At 72.0% G+C, this 15343-nt stretch carries 21 protein-coding genes and 1 tRNA gene; 3 read left to right on the forward strand and 19 right to left on the reverse strand.

The window, feature by feature from the left end; genetic code table 11:
* Positions 1-3: 3 nt before the first annotated feature.
* From D3272_RS18545 to purS, 14 genes are all read right to left on the reverse strand, one after another.
* Positions 4-480, reverse strand: coding sequence for a PIN domain-containing protein (locus tag D3272_RS18545; protein WP_129220702.1), 477 nt, complete (start codon positions 478-480; stop codon positions 4-6).
* A 5-nt stretch (positions 481-485) separates the two neighbouring features.
* The gene (locus D3272_RS18550) at positions 486-1523 is read right to left on the reverse strand and encodes a GGDEF domain-containing protein (protein ID WP_129220703.1); all 1038 of its coding nucleotides are present in this window, start codon (positions 1521-1523) and stop codon (positions 486-488) included.
* 198 nt (positions 1524-1721) lie between these two features.
* The gene (locus D3272_RS18555; protein ID WP_129220704.1) at positions 1722-2090 is read right to left on the reverse strand and encodes a response regulator; all 369 of its coding nucleotides are present in this window, start codon (positions 2088-2090) and stop codon (positions 1722-1724) included.
* Positions 2091-2377: 287 nt separating this feature from the next.
* Positions 2378-2806: a hypothetical protein gene (locus D3272_RS18560; RefSeq protein ID WP_129220705.1), complete on the reverse strand. Its 429-nt coding sequence runs from the start codon at positions 2804-2806 to the stop codon at positions 2378-2380.
* Positions 2807-2826: 20 nt separating this feature from the next.
* On the reverse strand, positions 2827-3375 hold the full coding sequence (locus tag D3272_RS18565) for a chemotaxis protein CheD (protein WP_129220706.1): 549 nt from the start codon (positions 3373-3375) through the stop codon (positions 2827-2829).
* A complete protein-coding gene (locus D3272_RS18570) occupies positions 3372-3761 on the reverse strand; it encodes a response regulator transcription factor (protein WP_129220707.1) in 390 nt (129 codons plus the stop codon). The genes D3272_RS18565 and D3272_RS18570 overlap by 4 nt, the downstream gene beginning before the upstream one ends.
* A 4-nt stretch (positions 3762-3765) precedes the next feature.
* Entirely contained in the window at positions 3766-4833 is a 1068-nt protein-coding gene (locus tag D3272_RS18575; protein WP_129220708.1) for a protein-glutamate methylesterase/protein-glutamine glutaminase, read from the reverse strand.
* Positions 4830-5741: a CheR family methyltransferase gene (locus D3272_RS18580; RefSeq protein ID WP_129220709.1), complete on the reverse strand. Its 912-nt coding sequence runs from the start codon at positions 5739-5741 to the stop codon at positions 4830-4832. Before D3272_RS18580 ends, D3272_RS18575 begins: the two co-directional genes overlap by 4 nt.
* Positions 5738-6205 carry a chemotaxis protein CheW gene (locus D3272_RS18585; RefSeq protein WP_129220710.1) on the reverse strand — a complete coding sequence of 156 codons (468 nt, stop codon included), beginning with the start codon at positions 6203-6205 and terminating at the stop codon, positions 5738-5740. The genes D3272_RS18580 and D3272_RS18585 overlap by 4 nt, the downstream gene beginning before the upstream one ends.
* A 5-nt stretch (positions 6206-6210) precedes the next feature.
* Positions 6211-8430, reverse strand: a complete 2220-nt coding sequence (locus D3272_RS18590; protein WP_129220711.1) for a chemotaxis protein CheA — start codon at positions 8428-8430, stop codon at positions 6211-6213.
* 32 nt (positions 8431-8462) lie between these two features.
* On the reverse strand, positions 8463-8828 hold the full coding sequence (locus D3272_RS18595; RefSeq protein ID WP_129220712.1) for a response regulator: 366 nt from the start codon (positions 8826-8828) through the stop codon (positions 8463-8465).
* Positions 8825-9163, reverse strand: a complete 339-nt coding sequence (locus tag D3272_RS18600; RefSeq protein ID WP_245496665.1) for an STAS domain-containing protein — start codon at positions 9161-9163, stop codon at positions 8825-8827. The genes D3272_RS18595 and D3272_RS18600 overlap by 4 nt, the downstream gene beginning before the upstream one ends.
* 202 nt (positions 9164-9365) lie before the next feature.
* Positions 9366-10049 carry a phosphoribosylformylglycinamidine synthase subunit PurQ gene (gene purQ / locus D3272_RS18605; RefSeq protein WP_129220713.1) on the reverse strand — a complete coding sequence of 228 codons (684 nt, stop codon included), beginning with the start codon at positions 10047-10049 and terminating at the stop codon, positions 9366-9368.
* Complete coding sequence (gene purS / locus D3272_RS18610; RefSeq protein ID WP_129220714.1) at positions 10046-10297, reverse strand: phosphoribosylformylglycinamidine synthase subunit PurS; 252 nt, start codon at positions 10295-10297, stop codon at positions 10046-10048. Before purS ends, purQ begins: the two co-directional genes overlap by 4 nt.
* Before the next feature lie 195 nt (positions 10298-10492).
* Between purS and D3272_RS18615 the strand changes: the two genes are divergently transcribed.
* A complete protein-coding gene (locus D3272_RS18615) occupies positions 10493-11152 on the forward strand; it encodes an HAD family hydrolase (protein WP_129220715.1) in 660 nt (219 codons plus the stop codon).
* 86 nt (positions 11153-11238) lie between these two features.
* Positions 11239-11973: a DUF1194 domain-containing protein gene (locus D3272_RS18620; RefSeq protein WP_207210257.1), complete on the forward strand. Its 735-nt coding sequence runs from the start codon at positions 11239-11241 to the stop codon at positions 11971-11973.
* Between the two features lie 19 nt (positions 11974-11992).
* Here D3272_RS18620 and yciA read toward each other — a convergent pair whose 3' ends face one another.
* Genes yciA through D3272_RS28210 form a run of 4 tightly spaced genes read right to left on the reverse strand, consistent with a single transcriptional unit; the run spans position 11993 to position 13597 of the window.
* The gene (gene yciA, locus D3272_RS18625) at positions 11993-12397 is read right to left on the reverse strand and encodes an acyl-CoA thioester hydrolase YciA (RefSeq protein WP_245496666.1); all 405 of its coding nucleotides are present in this window, start codon (positions 12395-12397) and stop codon (positions 11993-11995) included.
* Positions 12397-13002, reverse strand: a complete 606-nt coding sequence (locus D3272_RS18630; protein ID WP_129220716.1) for a nitrile hydratase subunit alpha — start codon at positions 13000-13002, stop codon at positions 12397-12399. The genes yciA and D3272_RS18630 overlap by 1 nt, the downstream gene beginning before the upstream one ends.
* On the reverse strand, positions 12999-13289 hold the full coding sequence (locus tag D3272_RS28205; RefSeq protein ID WP_129220717.1) for an SH3-like domain-containing protein: 291 nt from the start codon (positions 13287-13289) through the stop codon (positions 12999-13001). The genes D3272_RS18630 and D3272_RS28205 overlap by 4 nt, the downstream gene beginning before the upstream one ends.
* The gene (locus tag D3272_RS28210; protein ID WP_129220718.1) at positions 13286-13597 is read right to left on the reverse strand and encodes an SH3-like domain-containing protein; all 312 of its coding nucleotides are present in this window, start codon (positions 13595-13597) and stop codon (positions 13286-13288) included. Before D3272_RS28210 ends, D3272_RS28205 begins: the two co-directional genes overlap by 4 nt.
* Before the next feature lie 147 nt (positions 13598-13744).
* On the opposite strand from D3272_RS28210, the gene D3272_RS18645 reads away from it, so the two are divergent.
* Positions 13745-13820: transfer RNA gene (locus D3272_RS18645), tRNA-Thr, on the forward strand.
* Positions 13821-14096: 276 nt separating this feature from the next.
* Here the strand turns inward: D3272_RS18645 and D3272_RS18650 are convergent.
* Positions 14097-15329, reverse strand: a complete 1233-nt coding sequence (locus D3272_RS18650) for a M24 family metallopeptidase (protein WP_129220719.1) — start codon at positions 15327-15329, stop codon at positions 14097-14099.
* Positions 15330-15343: the final 14 nt, after the last annotated feature.

The raw sequence follows: 15343 nt of genomic DNA on the forward strand, positions 1-15343 counted from the left end.
CGCTCAAGCGTCGGGCGCCGCGCCGCGCCCGGCCATGAACTCTTCCAGCGTCACCACCCGGAAGCCCGGCGGCAGTGCCCCGCGCAGGATGTCGCGCTTGCGCAGGATCTTGCCGTCCCGGGTGATGAAGACCGTGCACCCCGCCTCGGCGGCCTCCGACAGGTGCGCGGCATCGGCGTCGTGCTTGCCCGGGCGCCCATCGCCGCGCAGGATGGCCCGCACCCGGATGCGATCGATATGCTGGCGGGGCGTGAGCGGCGCGGCCCGCGAGGGCGGCGCGAGGCCGGCGGCGAAAGCCCGCACGGCATCGGGCGCTCCGGCGTGGCGCATCTCGCCCGCCACGCCCGACGGCACGACGAGGCGGAACGCCCCGGCCGTGACGGCGGCGGCGAAGGCGTCCAACACCGCGTCCCGGGGCGAGCCGTCGCGGTCGAGCGCATTGGCGTCGATGGCGACGACGGGGCGGTCGCGCGGGGCCATGGCGCTCAGGCGCAGTCCGACAGCGGCACGGCGGGCGGGCGCAGCCGGCCGGCCAGAGCCATGGGGCGCACGACGGCGCGGTTGCGGCCATCGCGCTTGGCCCGGTACAGCGCGGCATCGGCTGCGGCGAGCAGGTTCCGCCCGTCGGGATCGGGCCGGGGCACCGACACGCCGCCGATGCTCACCGTCACGACGGTGCCGACCGGCGCCGCGCGATGGGGGATCCGCAGGGCTTCCACGGCGAGGCGGATCCGGTCCGCCACCGCGCGGGCGCCGGCGAGGTCGGTGTCGGGCAGGATCACGGCGAATTCCTCTCCACCGTAGCGGGCCGCGTGATCGACGCTGCGGCGCACGGCATTGCCGACCGTCCGGGCCACGACGCGCAGGCATTCGTCGCCCCTGCCGTGGCCGTAGCTGTCGTTGAAGAGCTTGAAGCCGTCGATGTCCATCATCAGCAGCGCCAGCGGCGTGCCGGCCCGGGCGCAGCGCTTGCTCTCGAGGTCCAGAGCCTGGTCGAAGCTGCGGCGGTTGGCGAGTCCGGTCAGGCCGTCCAGCGCCGCCAGGGTGGCGAGCGCGTCCTGGGCTTCGCGCTGGGCCGTGATGTCGCGCAGCGTTTCCACCACGGCGATGACGGCGCCGCCGTCGTCGTAGATGGGCCCGGCATCGATGGCGAGATAGACGCGGCGACCGGCATGGCGCAGGTCGCACCAGTCCTCGACGGCGGCGCCGAAGTCGTTGAGCCCGAACTTGCTGAAGTCGCGGTAGAACGCGTGGATCTCGCTGAACCGCGATTCCAGCACGAGGTCGGCGAGCGTGGGCTGCGGCTCGGCGTAGAAGGCGCGCCAATGCTCGGCCGTGCCGACCACGGCCTCGGCGGACAGGCCCGTCAGCCGTTCGCAGGCCTTGTTCCAGATGAGGACCCGCCCGGCGGGATCCAGCACGAAGGTCGGCACGACGAGGTGCTGCATCAGGTCCATGGCGAAGCGGCGGTCCCGCTCCGATGCGCTGGCGGACGGAAAGGTGGCCGGCCCGTCGAGTTGCATCCCCCCTGGCCTTTCGCACGCGCCTGATACCGCCCGGCATCCCCGAAGCGCCTTCGTCGCTGTGGCGAATGGCGCCGGCCCGGCATCGAGAGCAGCCTCATCCGGGTTGCCGACGCCGAAGCGACTCCGACCCAGTCGGACCGAGTGTCGGCCCCAAAGCTTTAATCCCGCCTAAACGGGTCGTCCGCCCGGCGCGGGTCAGTGCAGCGTGACGGCGTTCTGCATGGCGGCCAGCACGTCGAGCGGCCGCCAGGGCTTCGGCACGAAGCGGACGGACTTCGGCAGATCGGCCGGCGGGCGGGCGCGGCCCGACGTCACCAGGACGGTGATGTGCGGCCAGCGGGCCGCCACCGTCCCGGCGAGGTCGAAGCCGTCGGCCTCGCCCGGAAACTGCACGTCGGTGAAGATCGCCCCTACGTCGGCCGCCTGGTCGCGCACGTAGGCCAAGGCCTCGTCGGCGGTCTCCATCTCGATGACCCAGAGGCCAGCCGCCTCGAACATCGTCGCGGCGTCGACGCGCAGCAAAGGGTCGTCCTCGACGACCAGCACGGCTTTTCCGACGACCATCGGCTTTCCCCCGCTCGCGGCGGCACCTTCAGCACGGAACAGGTTCGGCGACCCGAACGGCGGTGCGGGACCGCGCTCGAAGGCCTGGCGCCTGCCCGGCTCCGCGCCACGGAGCCGGTTCGCATCCACGGAAAACCCAACGCGCGGCGCGGCCGGCGGTTCAGCGGTCTTCCGGCGGTCCCACGCGGGACCGGCCGCGGCGATTGGAAGCCGATGAACCGGGCGAAGGCGCTCGGGCGTAGGTCATGCCGTTGCAGAGGCACGCCCGCAACCGGATGCGAGCCGTTCTAGAACAGGTCGAACTCGCCGCTGGTCGGGCCGGGGGCCCGTCCGGCCAGGCGCGCGCCGAGGCTCGCCAGCGTCAGGGTCGCGGCGACGCCGTCGAGGTCCAGCGGTTCCCGGCCGATGCGCAGCCGGCCGACGGCGGCGAGGAAGGCCGACAGGCCCTGCAGCGACTGGGCCACGAGGTCGAGCTTCTGGGCCTGCTGCATCAGGCTGGCGTCGCTGGCCGCGGCCGAGGCCAGGGCCGGGCCGAGCGAGGCCTGCAGTTCGTCCACGGCCAGCGACAGGCCCGTGAGTTCGCGGCCGACGCGCTCGACGAGCAGCGCGGCATCGGCCTCGCCGCGGTGGCGACCGGGCGCGTCGTCCGCCGGTCGGTTCTGCGCCTGCAGGGTCATCGGGGGCTCATCGTGATGGAACAGCGATCGGACGGACATCGACATCTCCCGCCACGGCCTCAGAACAGCTCGAGCGCGCCGGCGCTCGGCACGACCCGCGCCGGGCGCGGTGGCGGCACCGGCTCGGCCGCCCCCATGAAGCTGCGGCGCGCCCGCCCCGTGACGGGCCAGAACTGGATGCGGCGGCCGCGCTCGCCTCCGAGGCATTCGGAGGTGATGCGGATGTTCTCGCGCTGCAGGAAGCCCTTGGCGAAGGAAGCGTTGAGCGAGCCGATGTCGGACAGGCCCTGCATGGTGCTGGCGCCGCCGAACAGCTTGGCCTCGAGCCGCGAGCGCAGGGCGCCGCGCCCCAGCAGGGCGTTGACGAGCAGTTCCATCGCATGCACGCCGAACCGCTCGGCATAGGCGCGCCCGCCCGCGCCGGAATCGCCGGGCAGCAGGAAGTGGTTCATGCCGCCCACCCCGGCGACGGGGTCGTGCAGGCAGGCCGCCACGCAGGAGCCCAGCAGCGTCGCCAGGACGTCCCGCGGGTCCTCGGTGACCTTCTGCTCGCCCTGGATGACGTGGTGGGTGACGGCGACGGCGCCGCCGTCGAGCGCCGCCCTCACTGCAGCACGCCGAAGACCGCTTCGATCTTCTTCTTGAGTTCGGGCACCGAGACCGGCTTCTTCAGGTAGTTGTTGACCTTGAGGCTCATGGCGAGCTGCAGGAACTCCTTGTCCTCGACGCCCGTGAGCAGGAAGAAGGCGCTCTTCTGCGTCGGACCGTGCGAGCGCACGGCGCGCAGCAGTTCGACGCCGTTGAGCTTGGGCATGTGATAGTCGGAGATGACGAGGTGGACGGGGCTCTTCATCACCATGCCGAGGGCCTCTTCGCCGTCCTTGGCCATGGCGACGTTGGTGATGCCGATGTCGGACAGGGCCGAGCGGATCAGCAGACGGCTCGTCTGCTGGTCGTCGGCGATCATGACCTTCAAGACTGAGGCGAGCGGCATGGCGTTACGTCCTGTCCAGTTTGTTCGTCAGGCTGGCGATCTCGGCGCCGATCCGCCGGAGCGGCAGCTGCCGGTCCACCGCGCCGATCTCGAACGCGACCTTCGGCATTCCATAGATGAGGGAACTCGCGGCATCCTGCCCCAGCGTCGCCGCGCCGGCGTTGCGCATCGCCAGCAGCCCATCCGCCCCGTCGCGCCCCATGCCGGTGAGGATCACCCCCACGGCGTCCCCGCCCGCGGCCTTGACGACGGAGCGGAACAGCACGTCCACGGACGGGCAATGGCCGTTCACCGGCGGCCCTTCGCGCAGGCGGCAGCGCGGCGGGCCGGCGCCGCGCGGGCCCGCCCGCCCGGTGACCTCGAGGTGCTGGTGGCCGCCCGGCGCGATGTAGATGCGGCCGGGCAGGAGCGGGGCGCCGTCGGTCGCCTCCGCCACCGTGGCGAGGCACAGCTTGTCGAGCCGCTCGGAGAAGCTGCGGGTGAAGAGCGGCGGCATGTGCTGCGTCACCACCACGGGGGCGCAGTCGGCCGGCAGGGTCGTCAGCACGGCGGTGAGGGCCTCGACCCCGCCCGTGGAGGAGCCGATCGCCACGATGCGCCCGTTCGGCGCATAGGCGGCGGCCGGTCCGGCGCTGGCGGTGGCGGGCGCACCGCGGCCCGATGCCGGGCTGCCGGGCTGCATGCGCACGCCCGCCGCCATGCGCACCTTGTCGGCGAGGTCGCCGAAGGGGCGCAGCTCGCCGAGCCCGGGCTTGGTGACGCAGTCCACGGCGCCGATCTCCAGCGCCCGCGTGGTGATCTCGCCGCCGCGCGGCGTGAGGCTCGACACCATGATGACGGGCGTCGGCCGCAGGCGCATCAGCCGCTCGAGGAAGTCGATGCCGCTCATGTTGGGCATCTCGACGTCGAGCGTGAGCACGTCCGGGCTGAGGTCCTTGATGGCCTGGCGGGCTTCGAGCGGGTCGGCGGCATGGCCCACCACTTCGAGGTCCGGCTCGGCGTTGAGCACCGCCGAGATGAGCTGGCGCATGCTGGCCGAATCGTCGACGACGAGGACGCGGTTCTTTCTCATGCGCCCTTCCCCCCGGCGTGGCGGTAGATGGTGATGCCGACGTTGGTGAAGCGCGACTGCGCGCTGCCCGACAGCCGTTCCGAATGGCCGATGCACAGTGTGCCGCCCGGCAGCAGCTTCTGCGAGAAGCGCTCCCAGATCTTGGCCTGGGTCGCCTCGTCGAAGTAGATGACGACGTTGCGGCAGAAGATGATGTCGAACTGCCCCGCCATGGGCCATTGCCCCATGAGGTTCAGCTCGCGGAAGGCGACGAGGCGACGCATGTCGTCCGTGGCGGAGAACCAGCCGGACTCGCCCCGGCCGCCATCCGGCCGGAAGAAGCGCTTGAGCTCGGCCGGCGGCACGCCGTCGAGCGCGCCGCGGTCGTAGCGGCCCGCCCTCCCCTCCTCAACGACGTTGGGGTCGATGTCGCTGGCGAGGATGCGCACGTCGCGGTCCGCGGCGTCCGGCATCAGCGACAGCACCGTCATGGCCAGCGAATAGGGCTCGTGCCCCTTCGAGCAGCCCGCCGACCAGATCCTGACGCGCCCGCCCCGCTTCGCCGCCTCGAGCAGCGGCGGCAGCACGGTCGTCCGCAGGTGCTCGAAGTGATGCGGCTCCCGGAAGAACCGCGTCACGTTGGTGGTCAGCGCCGCCATCATCTGCTGGCGCTCGTCGGCGCCGCCCGCCTCGTCGAGGAAGGCGCAGTAATCGCGGAACGATTCGAGGCCGAGGATCCGCAGGCGCTTCACGAGCCGCGAATAGACCAGCGTCGACTTGGCTTCGGGCAGGAAGATGCCGGCGTCGGCGTGCAGCATGGCGGCGATGCGGCGGAAGTCCTCCGCCCGGAAGACGAACTCCCCCTCGACGATGCTGTCCGTCCGCGAGCCCTCGGCCTTGGACCGTGGGACGTTCAGCGCAGCGCTCATGCGGCCTGCCGTTCGGCGGCGGGCAGCACGTGGTCGAGCGTGATGAGGCTGATCATCCGGCCGTCGACCGCCAGCACGCCGGTGACGAAGCTGCGCGCCATGTCGGAGGCGACGTCGGGGGTCGGCTGCACGGTGTCGGATGTCACCGTCAGGATGCCGGTCACGGCATCGACCAGCAGGCCCACGACCTGGTGGCCGACCTGGGCCACGATGATGACGGCGCGCGCCGAGGGCTCGGTGGGCGGGAAGCCGAGGCGGGCCGCGAGGTCGACGATCGACAGGACGGCGCCGCGCAGGTTGATGACGCCGCGCACGTAGCCGGGCGAATGAGGCAGCGGCGTCGCCGGCGTCCAGCCGCGAATCTCGCGGACCGACATGATGTCGACGCAGAATTCCTGCGTGCCGATCAGGAAGGAGATCAGTTCGCGCGAGGCCGCGCCGTCGGTCTTGTGGGCTTCGTTCATGGCGATCAGCCTGCGAGTGCGAGGGTGAGGTCGGGGCTGCCGACCCGGGAGCCGGCGGCCGCCACGGTGTCGACGTCGAGGATGAGGGCGACGCGGCCGTCGCCGAGGATCGTGGCGGCGGCGATGCCCGGCACGTGGCCGTAGTTGGATTCGAGGCTCTTGATGACGACCTGGCGCTGGCCCTGGATGGCGTCGACCAGCAGGGCGCTGCGGGCCCCGCCCTCGATCTCGACCAGCAGGGCGACGCCGGCGCGGGCGTCCTCGAGGGACCCGCGGAACCCCATGACCTCGCCGACGTCGACGAGCGGGATGAAGCCGTTGCGCACCCCGATCACCCGGGCATTGCCGCCGAAGCCGTGCACCTCGGTGGCCTTGGGCAGCAGGATCTCGACGATGGCGGTCAGCGGGATCACCAGCGTGTGCCCCGCCACCGTCACCACCATGCCGTCGAGCACGGCGAGGGTCAGGGGCAGGCTCATCGTGAAGGTCGAGCCCTTGCCGGGCACCGACGCGATGGAGATGCGGCCGCCGAGCGCCTGGATGGAGCGCTTCACCACGTCCATGCCGACGCCGCGGCCCGAGATGTCCGAGATGGTGGCGGCGGTGGAGAAGCCCGGCAGGAAGATGAGGTTGTCGGTTTCCTCGTCGGTGAGCTTGGTGTCGGGCGGGATCAGCCCCTTCTCGACCGCGATGGCGCGCACCCGCTCGCGGTTGATGCCGGCGCCGTCGTCCGAGATCTCGATGACGATGCGGCCCGAGCGGTGCAGCGCGGACAGACGCACCTGCCCTTCCTCGGGCTTGCCGGCGGCGAGGCGCACCTCGGGCCGCTCGAGCCCGTGGTCGATGGCGTTGCGGATCATGTGGGTCAGCGGGTCGGACAGCCGCTCGATCACGGTCTTGTCGACCTCGGTGTTCTCGCCCTCGGTCACGAGCCGGACGCTCTTGCCGACCTGCATGGCGACCTCGCGGGCGAGGCGCGGCATGCGCTGGAACACGGATTTCACCGGCTGGGCGCGGATCGCCATGACGCTGTCCTGGATCTCGCGCGTCAGCTGTTCGAGCTCGTCGAGCCCGACCGCGACCTGCGACATGCGGGCCAGCCCCGCCTCGTTGACGCGCTCGGCCAGCATGGCCTGGTTGATGACGAGTTCGCCCACGAGGTCGATCAGGCGGTCGACCCGGTCGAGGTCGACCCGGATGGTGGGCGAGGCCTGGGCGGCCGGGCGATGCTCGGTGGCGGCGTCCGCGGCGGCGGGCACGGCGGCGGGCTCGGCCGCGCGCAGCGGCACCACGACGGCCTGGGACGGCTCGGCCTCGCCGGGCGCGGGGGCCGGCGGATCGAGGTCGGGCGGGCCGAGGTCGGGCAGTTCGTCCAGCGGGATCGGCTCGAAGACGAACTCCTCCTCGTCGGGCTCGGCGGGTGCCGGCGCCGCCACGGGCTCGACCTCCAGCGTGCTGTCCCACTCGACGAAATCGAAGATTTCGCGCACCGCGGCCTCGTCGCGCTCGGTTTCGAGCATCACGGTCCAGCCGAAATAGGCGCCTTCCGGGTCGATGTCGGCGAGGCCGGGCAGGCCACCGGTGTCGCAGGTGACGAGGGCGTCGCCGAGCAGCGCGAGCTCGCGCATCAGGATGACGGTGTCGTTGCCCTTGGCGTAGAGCTCGGGCCGCGGGCGGAAGGTGATACGGAACCGGTTCAGCCCGGGCATGGGCGCGAGGTCGCCGAAGTCCGACAGGTCGACCGCCAGGGGCACGAACTCGAAGGCGTCGTCGGCGGCGGGCTCCGGGGCGGCGGCGGCCACGCTTCCCACGGCGGTAGCCTTGGCGCCCTTGGGGGCGGCCTCGGCACAGCAGGCGGTCAGCTCGGCCGCCACCGCGGCGGCGCGGGCGGCATCGTGGGGCGCGTCGGCCCGGGCCGCGCGGACGAGGTCGGCCAGGATGTCGGCGGCGCGCAGCATCACCCGCACCAGCGGCGGCGCCGGGGCGAGGCGCCCGACCCGCACGAGGTCCATCGCGTTCTCGAACGTGTGGGCGAAGTGCACGAGGTCGGTGAGGTTGAAGGCCCCTGCCCCGCCCTTGACCGAGTGGACGGCGCGGAACACCGCGTTGACGACCTCGGAATCGTGGTCGCCCGCCTCGATGGCGAGCAGCCCCGTCTCGAGTTCGACGAGCTGTTCCTCGCATTCCTGGAAGAAGGTCTGCTTGATCTCGGCCAAAGCGTCCACGCGGGGTCCCCCGATTTGTTACGTGCCGAGGATCAGGCCGCGACGCGGCGAACGGCGTCGACGAGCTTGACGGGGTCGAAGGGCTTGACGATCCAGCCCGTCGCCCCGGCGGCGCGGGCGCGCTGCTTCTTCTCGACGTCGCTCTCGGTGGACAGGACCAGGATCGGCACGGCCCGCATGCGGCTGTCGCCGCGCACGCCCTCGATGAAGCCGAAGCCGTCGAGGCGCGGCATGTTGATGTCGGTGATGATGACGTCGGGCTGCGAGCCGGCCAGGACGTCGAGCCCGTGCTGGCCGTCTTCCGCCTGGATCACCGTGTAGCCGGCGGTGGTCAGCGCCACCTTCAGCATGTCGCGCATGGTGCGGCTGTCGTCGACCGTGAGGACCGTCTTGCTCATGCCTGGATGCTTTCGGGGATCAGGATGGATTGGAGGCCGAGCAGCCGCAGGCTGTGGGCGAAGGGCTCGGAGGCGACCGGAATGGTGAGGGCGGCGCCGTCGGCGGCCCAGGTGGCGGCGGCCGAGGCCAGGACCTGGGCACATTGCGCGCCCAGGTGGTGGACCGCGGAAGCGTCGAGGGCGAGGTCGGCGCCGCGCAACGCCAGCAGCGCGGCGCGCAACTGGCCGGCGGCGTTGAGGTCCAGCGCGGCGTCGAGCGCCAGCGCCTGGCGCGGGGGCGCGGCCGCCGCTGCGGCCTTGGCCCGAGGGGGCGATCTGCTGATCCGTTTCACCACGTCCCGCATCCTCTTGAACACGCCGCCGCGGCCACAGGCCGGCGGGGAGGAGCGCGCGTCGACGACGCCGATCCTCACCTTGTGTCCAAGTCTAACGGTTCGGGATTGATGCAACCTTAAACAGCGGCGGCCCGCGCCACATCGGTGGCGCGATTGTGTCGGCCGGGCGCCGGCTCCGGCCTGCCGGGCCGGGGCCCCGCCTTCAGCCCATCAGGCTGTCGAACAGGCCCTTGCCGTCCGTGCCGCCCGCCAGCGCCTCGATGGCGTTCTCGGGATGGGGCATCATGCCCAGCACGGTGAGCCGCTCCGAGAAGATGCCGGCGATGTGGTTGCGCGAGCCGTTGGGGCTGGCGGCATGGCCGGGGTCGCCCTCCGGCCCGCAATAGCGGAACGCCACCCGGCCCTCGCCCTCCAGGCGGGCGATGGTGTCGTCGTCGGCGGCGTAGTTGCCCTCGCCATGGGCGACCGGCACGGCGATGACCTGGCCGGCGGCATAGGCGCGCGTGAAGGGCGTATCGGCCCGCTCGACGCGCAGGTGCTGCAGGCGGCAGACGAAGTGGAGGTCGGCATTGCGCATCAGCACGCCCGGCAGCAGACCCGCCTCGCAGGCGACCTGGAAGCCGTTGCAGATGGCCAGCACCCGGCCGCCCCGGGCGGCATGGGCCCGCACCGCGTCCATGACGGGCGAACGCGCCGCGATGGCGCCGCAGCGCAGGTAGTCGCCATAGGAGAAGCCGCCCGGCAGGACGGCGAGGTCGGTGCCCTCGGGCAGCCGCGTCTCGGTGTGCCACACGCTGGCGGGCTCGTGGCCGGAAGCGCGCTTCAGCGCACGGGCGACGTCGCGGTCTCGGTTGACGCCCGGGAAGACGACGACCGCCGCCTTCACGCCGGCTCTCCCGGGAAGGCGATGGCGTAATCCTCGATGACGGTGTTGGCGAGCAGCGCCTCGCAGACCCGGCGCAGTTCCGCTTCGGCGGCCGCCCGGTCGGTCGCCTTCAGGGCGACGTCGAAGACCTTGCCCTGCCGCACGCTCTCGACGGCGCCGTGCCCGAGCGCGTGCAGCGCCCCCTCGATGGCCTTGCCCTGCGGATCGAGGACGCCGGGTTTCAGGGTGACGGAGACGCGGGCCTGCATGCGGGAGCTTCCGGGAGTCGTGACGACGGGTCGGGCGACGGATCGGGCGACGGACCTTCGCGAGGTCCGCCCTGGCCGACCGCTGCCCGAAGCTCTTAGACGCGCGGTCCCGCAGAGGCAACCGCGGGCGCTTTCCCGCCGGGGCCGAACCTGCGAAGAGGGGCGACGAGACCTGAGCGGACGAGAGGACCCGGAATGCCCCCTGACCTGATCGTGTTCGACTGCGACGGCGTGCTCGTCGACAGCGAGGTGCTGTCGATCGGCGGCGTCGTGTCGGTGCTGAACGAGGCGGGCGTGCCCGCCACCTACGCCATGGTGGCGCGCTACTTCGGCATGAAGCAGGCCGACATCATGCTGAAGGTGGCGGAGGAGACCGGGCACGACGTGCCGCTCGAGGTTTCGGCCCGCATCTGGCCGGCGATCCGCGACCGGTTCGAGGCGGAGCTGAAGCCCATGCCGGGCCTGGCCGACTTCCTGCGCCGCCATCCCACCGTGCGGCGCTGCGTGGCCTCCTCGTCGGGGCCCGAGCGCATCCGCAACTCGCTGCGGCTGACCGGCCTGTCGGAATTCTTCGGCGAGGACATCTTCTCGTCGAGCCAGGTGGCGCGGGGCAAGCCCGAGCCGGACCTGTTCCTGTTCGCCGCCGCCAGCATGGGCGTCGACCCGGCGCGCTGCGTCGTCATCGAGGATTCCCGCTTCGGCGTCCTCGGGGCCGTCGCGGCCGGCATGACGCCGATCGGATTCACGGGCGGCAGCCACATCGAGCCCGAGCACGAGCGGGCGCTCGCCGAAGCCGGCGCCCTCTACGTCGAGGGCAGCTTTCCCGCCATCGAGGCGCGGCTGTTCCCGGGCTGACGGCGGGCGGTTGACGGCGCCCGCCCGGGGGTCTCTGCTGGGCGGAACGGCGGGCCGGCGGGCGCGCCGCGTCACCGGAGGCGGCCATGCGGCGGACGGGTGCGGTTATGCTGCTGATCGGCCTCGCCGCCACGCCGGCCTGGCCGGCCGACCCGCCTGCCGGCCCCCGCACGGAGGCGCCGAGCGTGGACCTGCTGCTGGTGTTGGCGGCGGACGTGTCGCGCTCCATCACCGACGAGAAATACGAGCTGCAGCGCAAGGGCTACGCGGCCGCCATGTCGGACCCCGAGGTGCTGCGCGCCATCGCGTCCGGCCCCCACCGTCGCATCGCCGTGGCCTTCGTGGAATGGGCCGGCGCGTCCTCGCAGCGGCTCGTCATCCCGTGGACGGCCATCGGCGACGGCGAGGAGGCCCGGGCCTTCGGGGCGGCGGTGGCGGCGGCCCCGCGCTCCTTCGCGGACCGGACCGCCATCGGCGCCGCGCTCGCCTTCTCGGCCGCGCTCTTCCCCGCCGCGCCCTTCGCCGCCGAGCGGCGCATCATCGACGTGTCGGGCGACGGCGACAGCAACGGCGGCCCCGACATCCAGGCGGCGCGCGACGACGCCCTGGCGCGGGGCGTCACCGCCATCAACGGCATCGTCATCCTCAGCGACAGCACGGGGCCGGCCTATCTCGTGGCCCACACCCATCCGCCCGGCGGGCTCCAGGGCTACTACCGGCAGAACGTCGCCGGGGGGCCGAACAGCTTCGTGGCGGTGGCGGAGGATTTCGACAGCTTCGGCCGCGCCCTGGTGCGCAAGCTGATCCAGGAGATCTCGTGAGCGCCGGGCGCCGGCGCCGTCAGGCCTCGGGCACCGGCCGTGGGCGGCCCTCGTCGTCGATGGCCACGAAGGTGAAGGTGGCGGCCGTGACCTTGTCGCGCGCCCGGGTGCGGAAGCGTCGTGCCCAGGCCTCGACGCCGATCCGCATGGAGGTCCGCCCGACGCGCTCGAGCCGCGCATAGACGCAGAGCACGTCGCCGACCTTGACGGGACGGATGAACGTCATGCCGTCGACCGCCACCGTGACGGCGCGCCCGCGGCCGCGGTCCACCGCCGCGATGCCGCCGGCGATGTCCATCTGCGACATGACCCAGCCCCCGAAGATGTCGCCGTTGGCATTGGTGTCGGCCGGCATGGCGACGGTCCGCACCATCAGCTCGCCCTGCGGCTGGCCTTCTCCCTCGCCCATCGCGCCCGCCCCCATCAGACCCGCTCCCGGGCCGTCGGCACGGTGGTGCCGACGAGGTCGCCGGCATCGAGGAGCGCCGCCAGGCGCTCGGCGCTCCACCCCTGCGTGCCGGCCGGGCGCAGCGGCAGCACCATCCAGCGGTAATCGGCGGTGGAATCCACGACGCGCACGCGCTGGCCCGCCGGCAGCTGCGTGCCGAACTCCGCCAGCAGCCCGAGGGGATCGCGGACCGCCCGGGCGCGATAGGCGGCGGACTTGAACCAGAAGGGCGGGTAGCCCAGCACCGCCCGCGGGTAGCACGAGCACAGCGTGCAGACCACGAGGTGGTGGAGCGCCGGGGTGTTCTCCAGCACGCCGAGCGGCGGCAGGCCGCGCATGGCGATGCCGAGGCTTTCGGCCGCCGCGGTGCCGTCGGCCAGCATCAGGGCGCGGAAGGCGGGGTCGCACCAGGCCTGGGCCACCATGGCGGCGCCGAGCCGCGGCGACGCCCGCTCCGTCGCGGCGATGCGCTCGGCGATTTCGCCCGGCGTGGCGATGTCCTTCTCGGCCAGCAGGTGGCGCAGCGCGGCCAGCAGCCGCCCGCCCTCGGCGTCGACGAGGCCGGCGGGATCGTGGTTCATGCGCGGGGCTCCAGCCAATGTTCGAAGACCTCGACCACGAGGTCGCCGTCCCGCGCGGCATCGGGCCAGAGGGTGCCGGGGTCGAAGGCGACGTGGTAGAGCGGCACGGCGGCGGCGGGGCGGCCGAAGGCGAGGTCTTCCGGGTTGGGGAAGGCGCCGAGGCTGCGCAGGACGCGCCCCGGCCGGCCGCGGAGGTAGTGCGGCGTGCGCAGATGCACGGGCCCCTGCCGTTCCGGCCAGGCGTCGCGCACCCGCACGGCGGCGCCGGGCTGGAAGCGGCCGCTCACCCGCCCTGCTCCAGCGCCGCCCGCAGCTCGTCCGGCGTGACGGTGCCCTGGCGCAGCAGGTGATCGGCGATGGCCCGGATCCAGCGCTCGTAATAGCTCAGGCGGTGGTAGTCCGCCTCGGGGATGGCCTCGATGCACCGGCGCAGTTCGTCGACCGACATGACGCGCTTCTGGCCGAGGATCTGGCGCAGGGCATCGACCTCGCGGTCGAAGTCCGACAGGGCATGGGGCTCGGTGTCGACCTCGCGGCACATGAACGCCGGGACGCCGCCGATATCGTGGTGCTGGCGGGGATGATCCTGATCCATCCCCCCACCCTACCACGTCGCCCCGCCGGGGCCAGCCCGCCGCGCCGCGGCCGCACCACGGCAGCGCGCCACCAGGGTTTCGCTTGCCAAGCCGCCCCGATCTGTTATTCCTCCCTCCATCCACGGCACATTCCGCCCTGGACCGGCGCCGCAATAGCTCAGCTGGTAGAGCACCTCATTCGTAATGAGGGGGTCGGGGGTTCGAATCCCTCTTGCGGCACCAATGACTTAGCTCCTTGTTGCTTTCCAGAAATCGCGATTGGGAAGCACATGGGAAGCGACGTAGATCCATTGGCTTCGCGTCATCGTGCCGCTTGGTGCCCTGCCAGCTCTGCGGCGTAAACTCCGGGCTGGTCATTGAGCCGACGCTCCATCTACGACGATGTCGCCTGCGAGGTGACTTTGCGCGCCAGCTTAGCTGTCCACGGCGCCACCCGGGAAGGCCTTTGTCCCGGTTCCGCCGTGGGATCGGTCTCCAGGGCTTCGTCAACCCCGGCGATCACCTCCTTCGACAGCCCCGACCGCTTGCCGGCGTCTCGGCCGACATCAGCGTGAGAAGCGGTCTCGAGGCGAGTCGGCCGTCGGCCGTCGGCCGCGGCTCGAAAGCTGCCGAAGCGGGTTGCGTCAACCATTGTGCTCCTGTTTCGGTGATCACGATGTGATCTTCCAGCCTGATCCCGAAGCGTTGCGGCACGACGATCATCGGTTCGACGGAGAAGCACATGCCGGGAGCGAGAGGCAGGCCGTTGCCGCGAACGATGTAAGGCGCCTCGTGACATTCGAGACCGAGGCCATGGCCCGTCCGGTGGGGCAGGCCGGGCAATCGGTAGTCCGGCCCGAGACCGTGAAAGGCCAGCACGTCGCGCGCGGCCTCGTCCAGAGCGGCGCAGGACACGCCGGGGCGCGCCGCCGCCTTGACCGCGTCCTGCGCCTCGCGCTCGATCGCCCAGATCCGCCCGATTTCGGCACTCGGCACCTCGAGCGTGTAGGTCCGGGTCAGGTCGGAATGGTAGCCGTCGAAGCGGCAGCCCGTGTCGACCAGGATGGGATCACCGGGTCCGAGGACCTGATCGCCGTCGGCACCATGTGGCAGCGCCGTCGCGGTGCCAAAGGACACGATCGCGAATGTCGAGCCGTCATCGGCCCCGAACCTGCGATGCTCCGCGTCGATGAGGGCAATCACCTCCGAGGCTCTGATCCCCGGCCGCATCGCGGCGCGCGCCGCATCCTGCACCTGCAGCGTCACCGCCATGGCGTGCCGGATCAAGGCAATCTCCGCGGCCGATTTCCGGAGGCGCAGCATCGCCACGAGGGGCCCCCCGTCCCTGAGACGCTCGGCCCCTAGGACCCGGGCTAGGCCATGATAGGCGAACAACGGCAGCTTCTCGTCGAGCGCCAACGGCCCAGGGCCCATGAGGCGTGCCACGAGGTCGGCAGGATCTTCCTCTTCCTCCCACACGGCGACCTCGCCTTCGAGATGCGGCAGGGTCGCGACCCGCGACGCTTCGAAGCCGGGGACGACGTAGATGAGCCTGTCCCGCGTCACCAGCGCGCCGCACAATCTCTCGCTCGGGTGCCACACGAGGCCCGTGACGTAACGCAGGTTCACCGTGGAACCGAGGAGCAGGCCAGCCACGCCTCCCGCATCCATGGCCGCACGCAGCCGAACCAGCCGGGCACGGCGTTCATCGTCGGTGATCGTCGGGACGGGTTGCGGCGCGAGGGATTCCATCGGCTCATCGGTTC

The sequence above is a fragment of the Lichenibacterium ramalinae genome, assembly GCF_004137085.1.
GTDB classification, from domain to species: domain Bacteria; phylum Pseudomonadota; class Alphaproteobacteria; order Rhizobiales; family Beijerinckiaceae; genus Lichenihabitans; species Lichenihabitans ramalinae.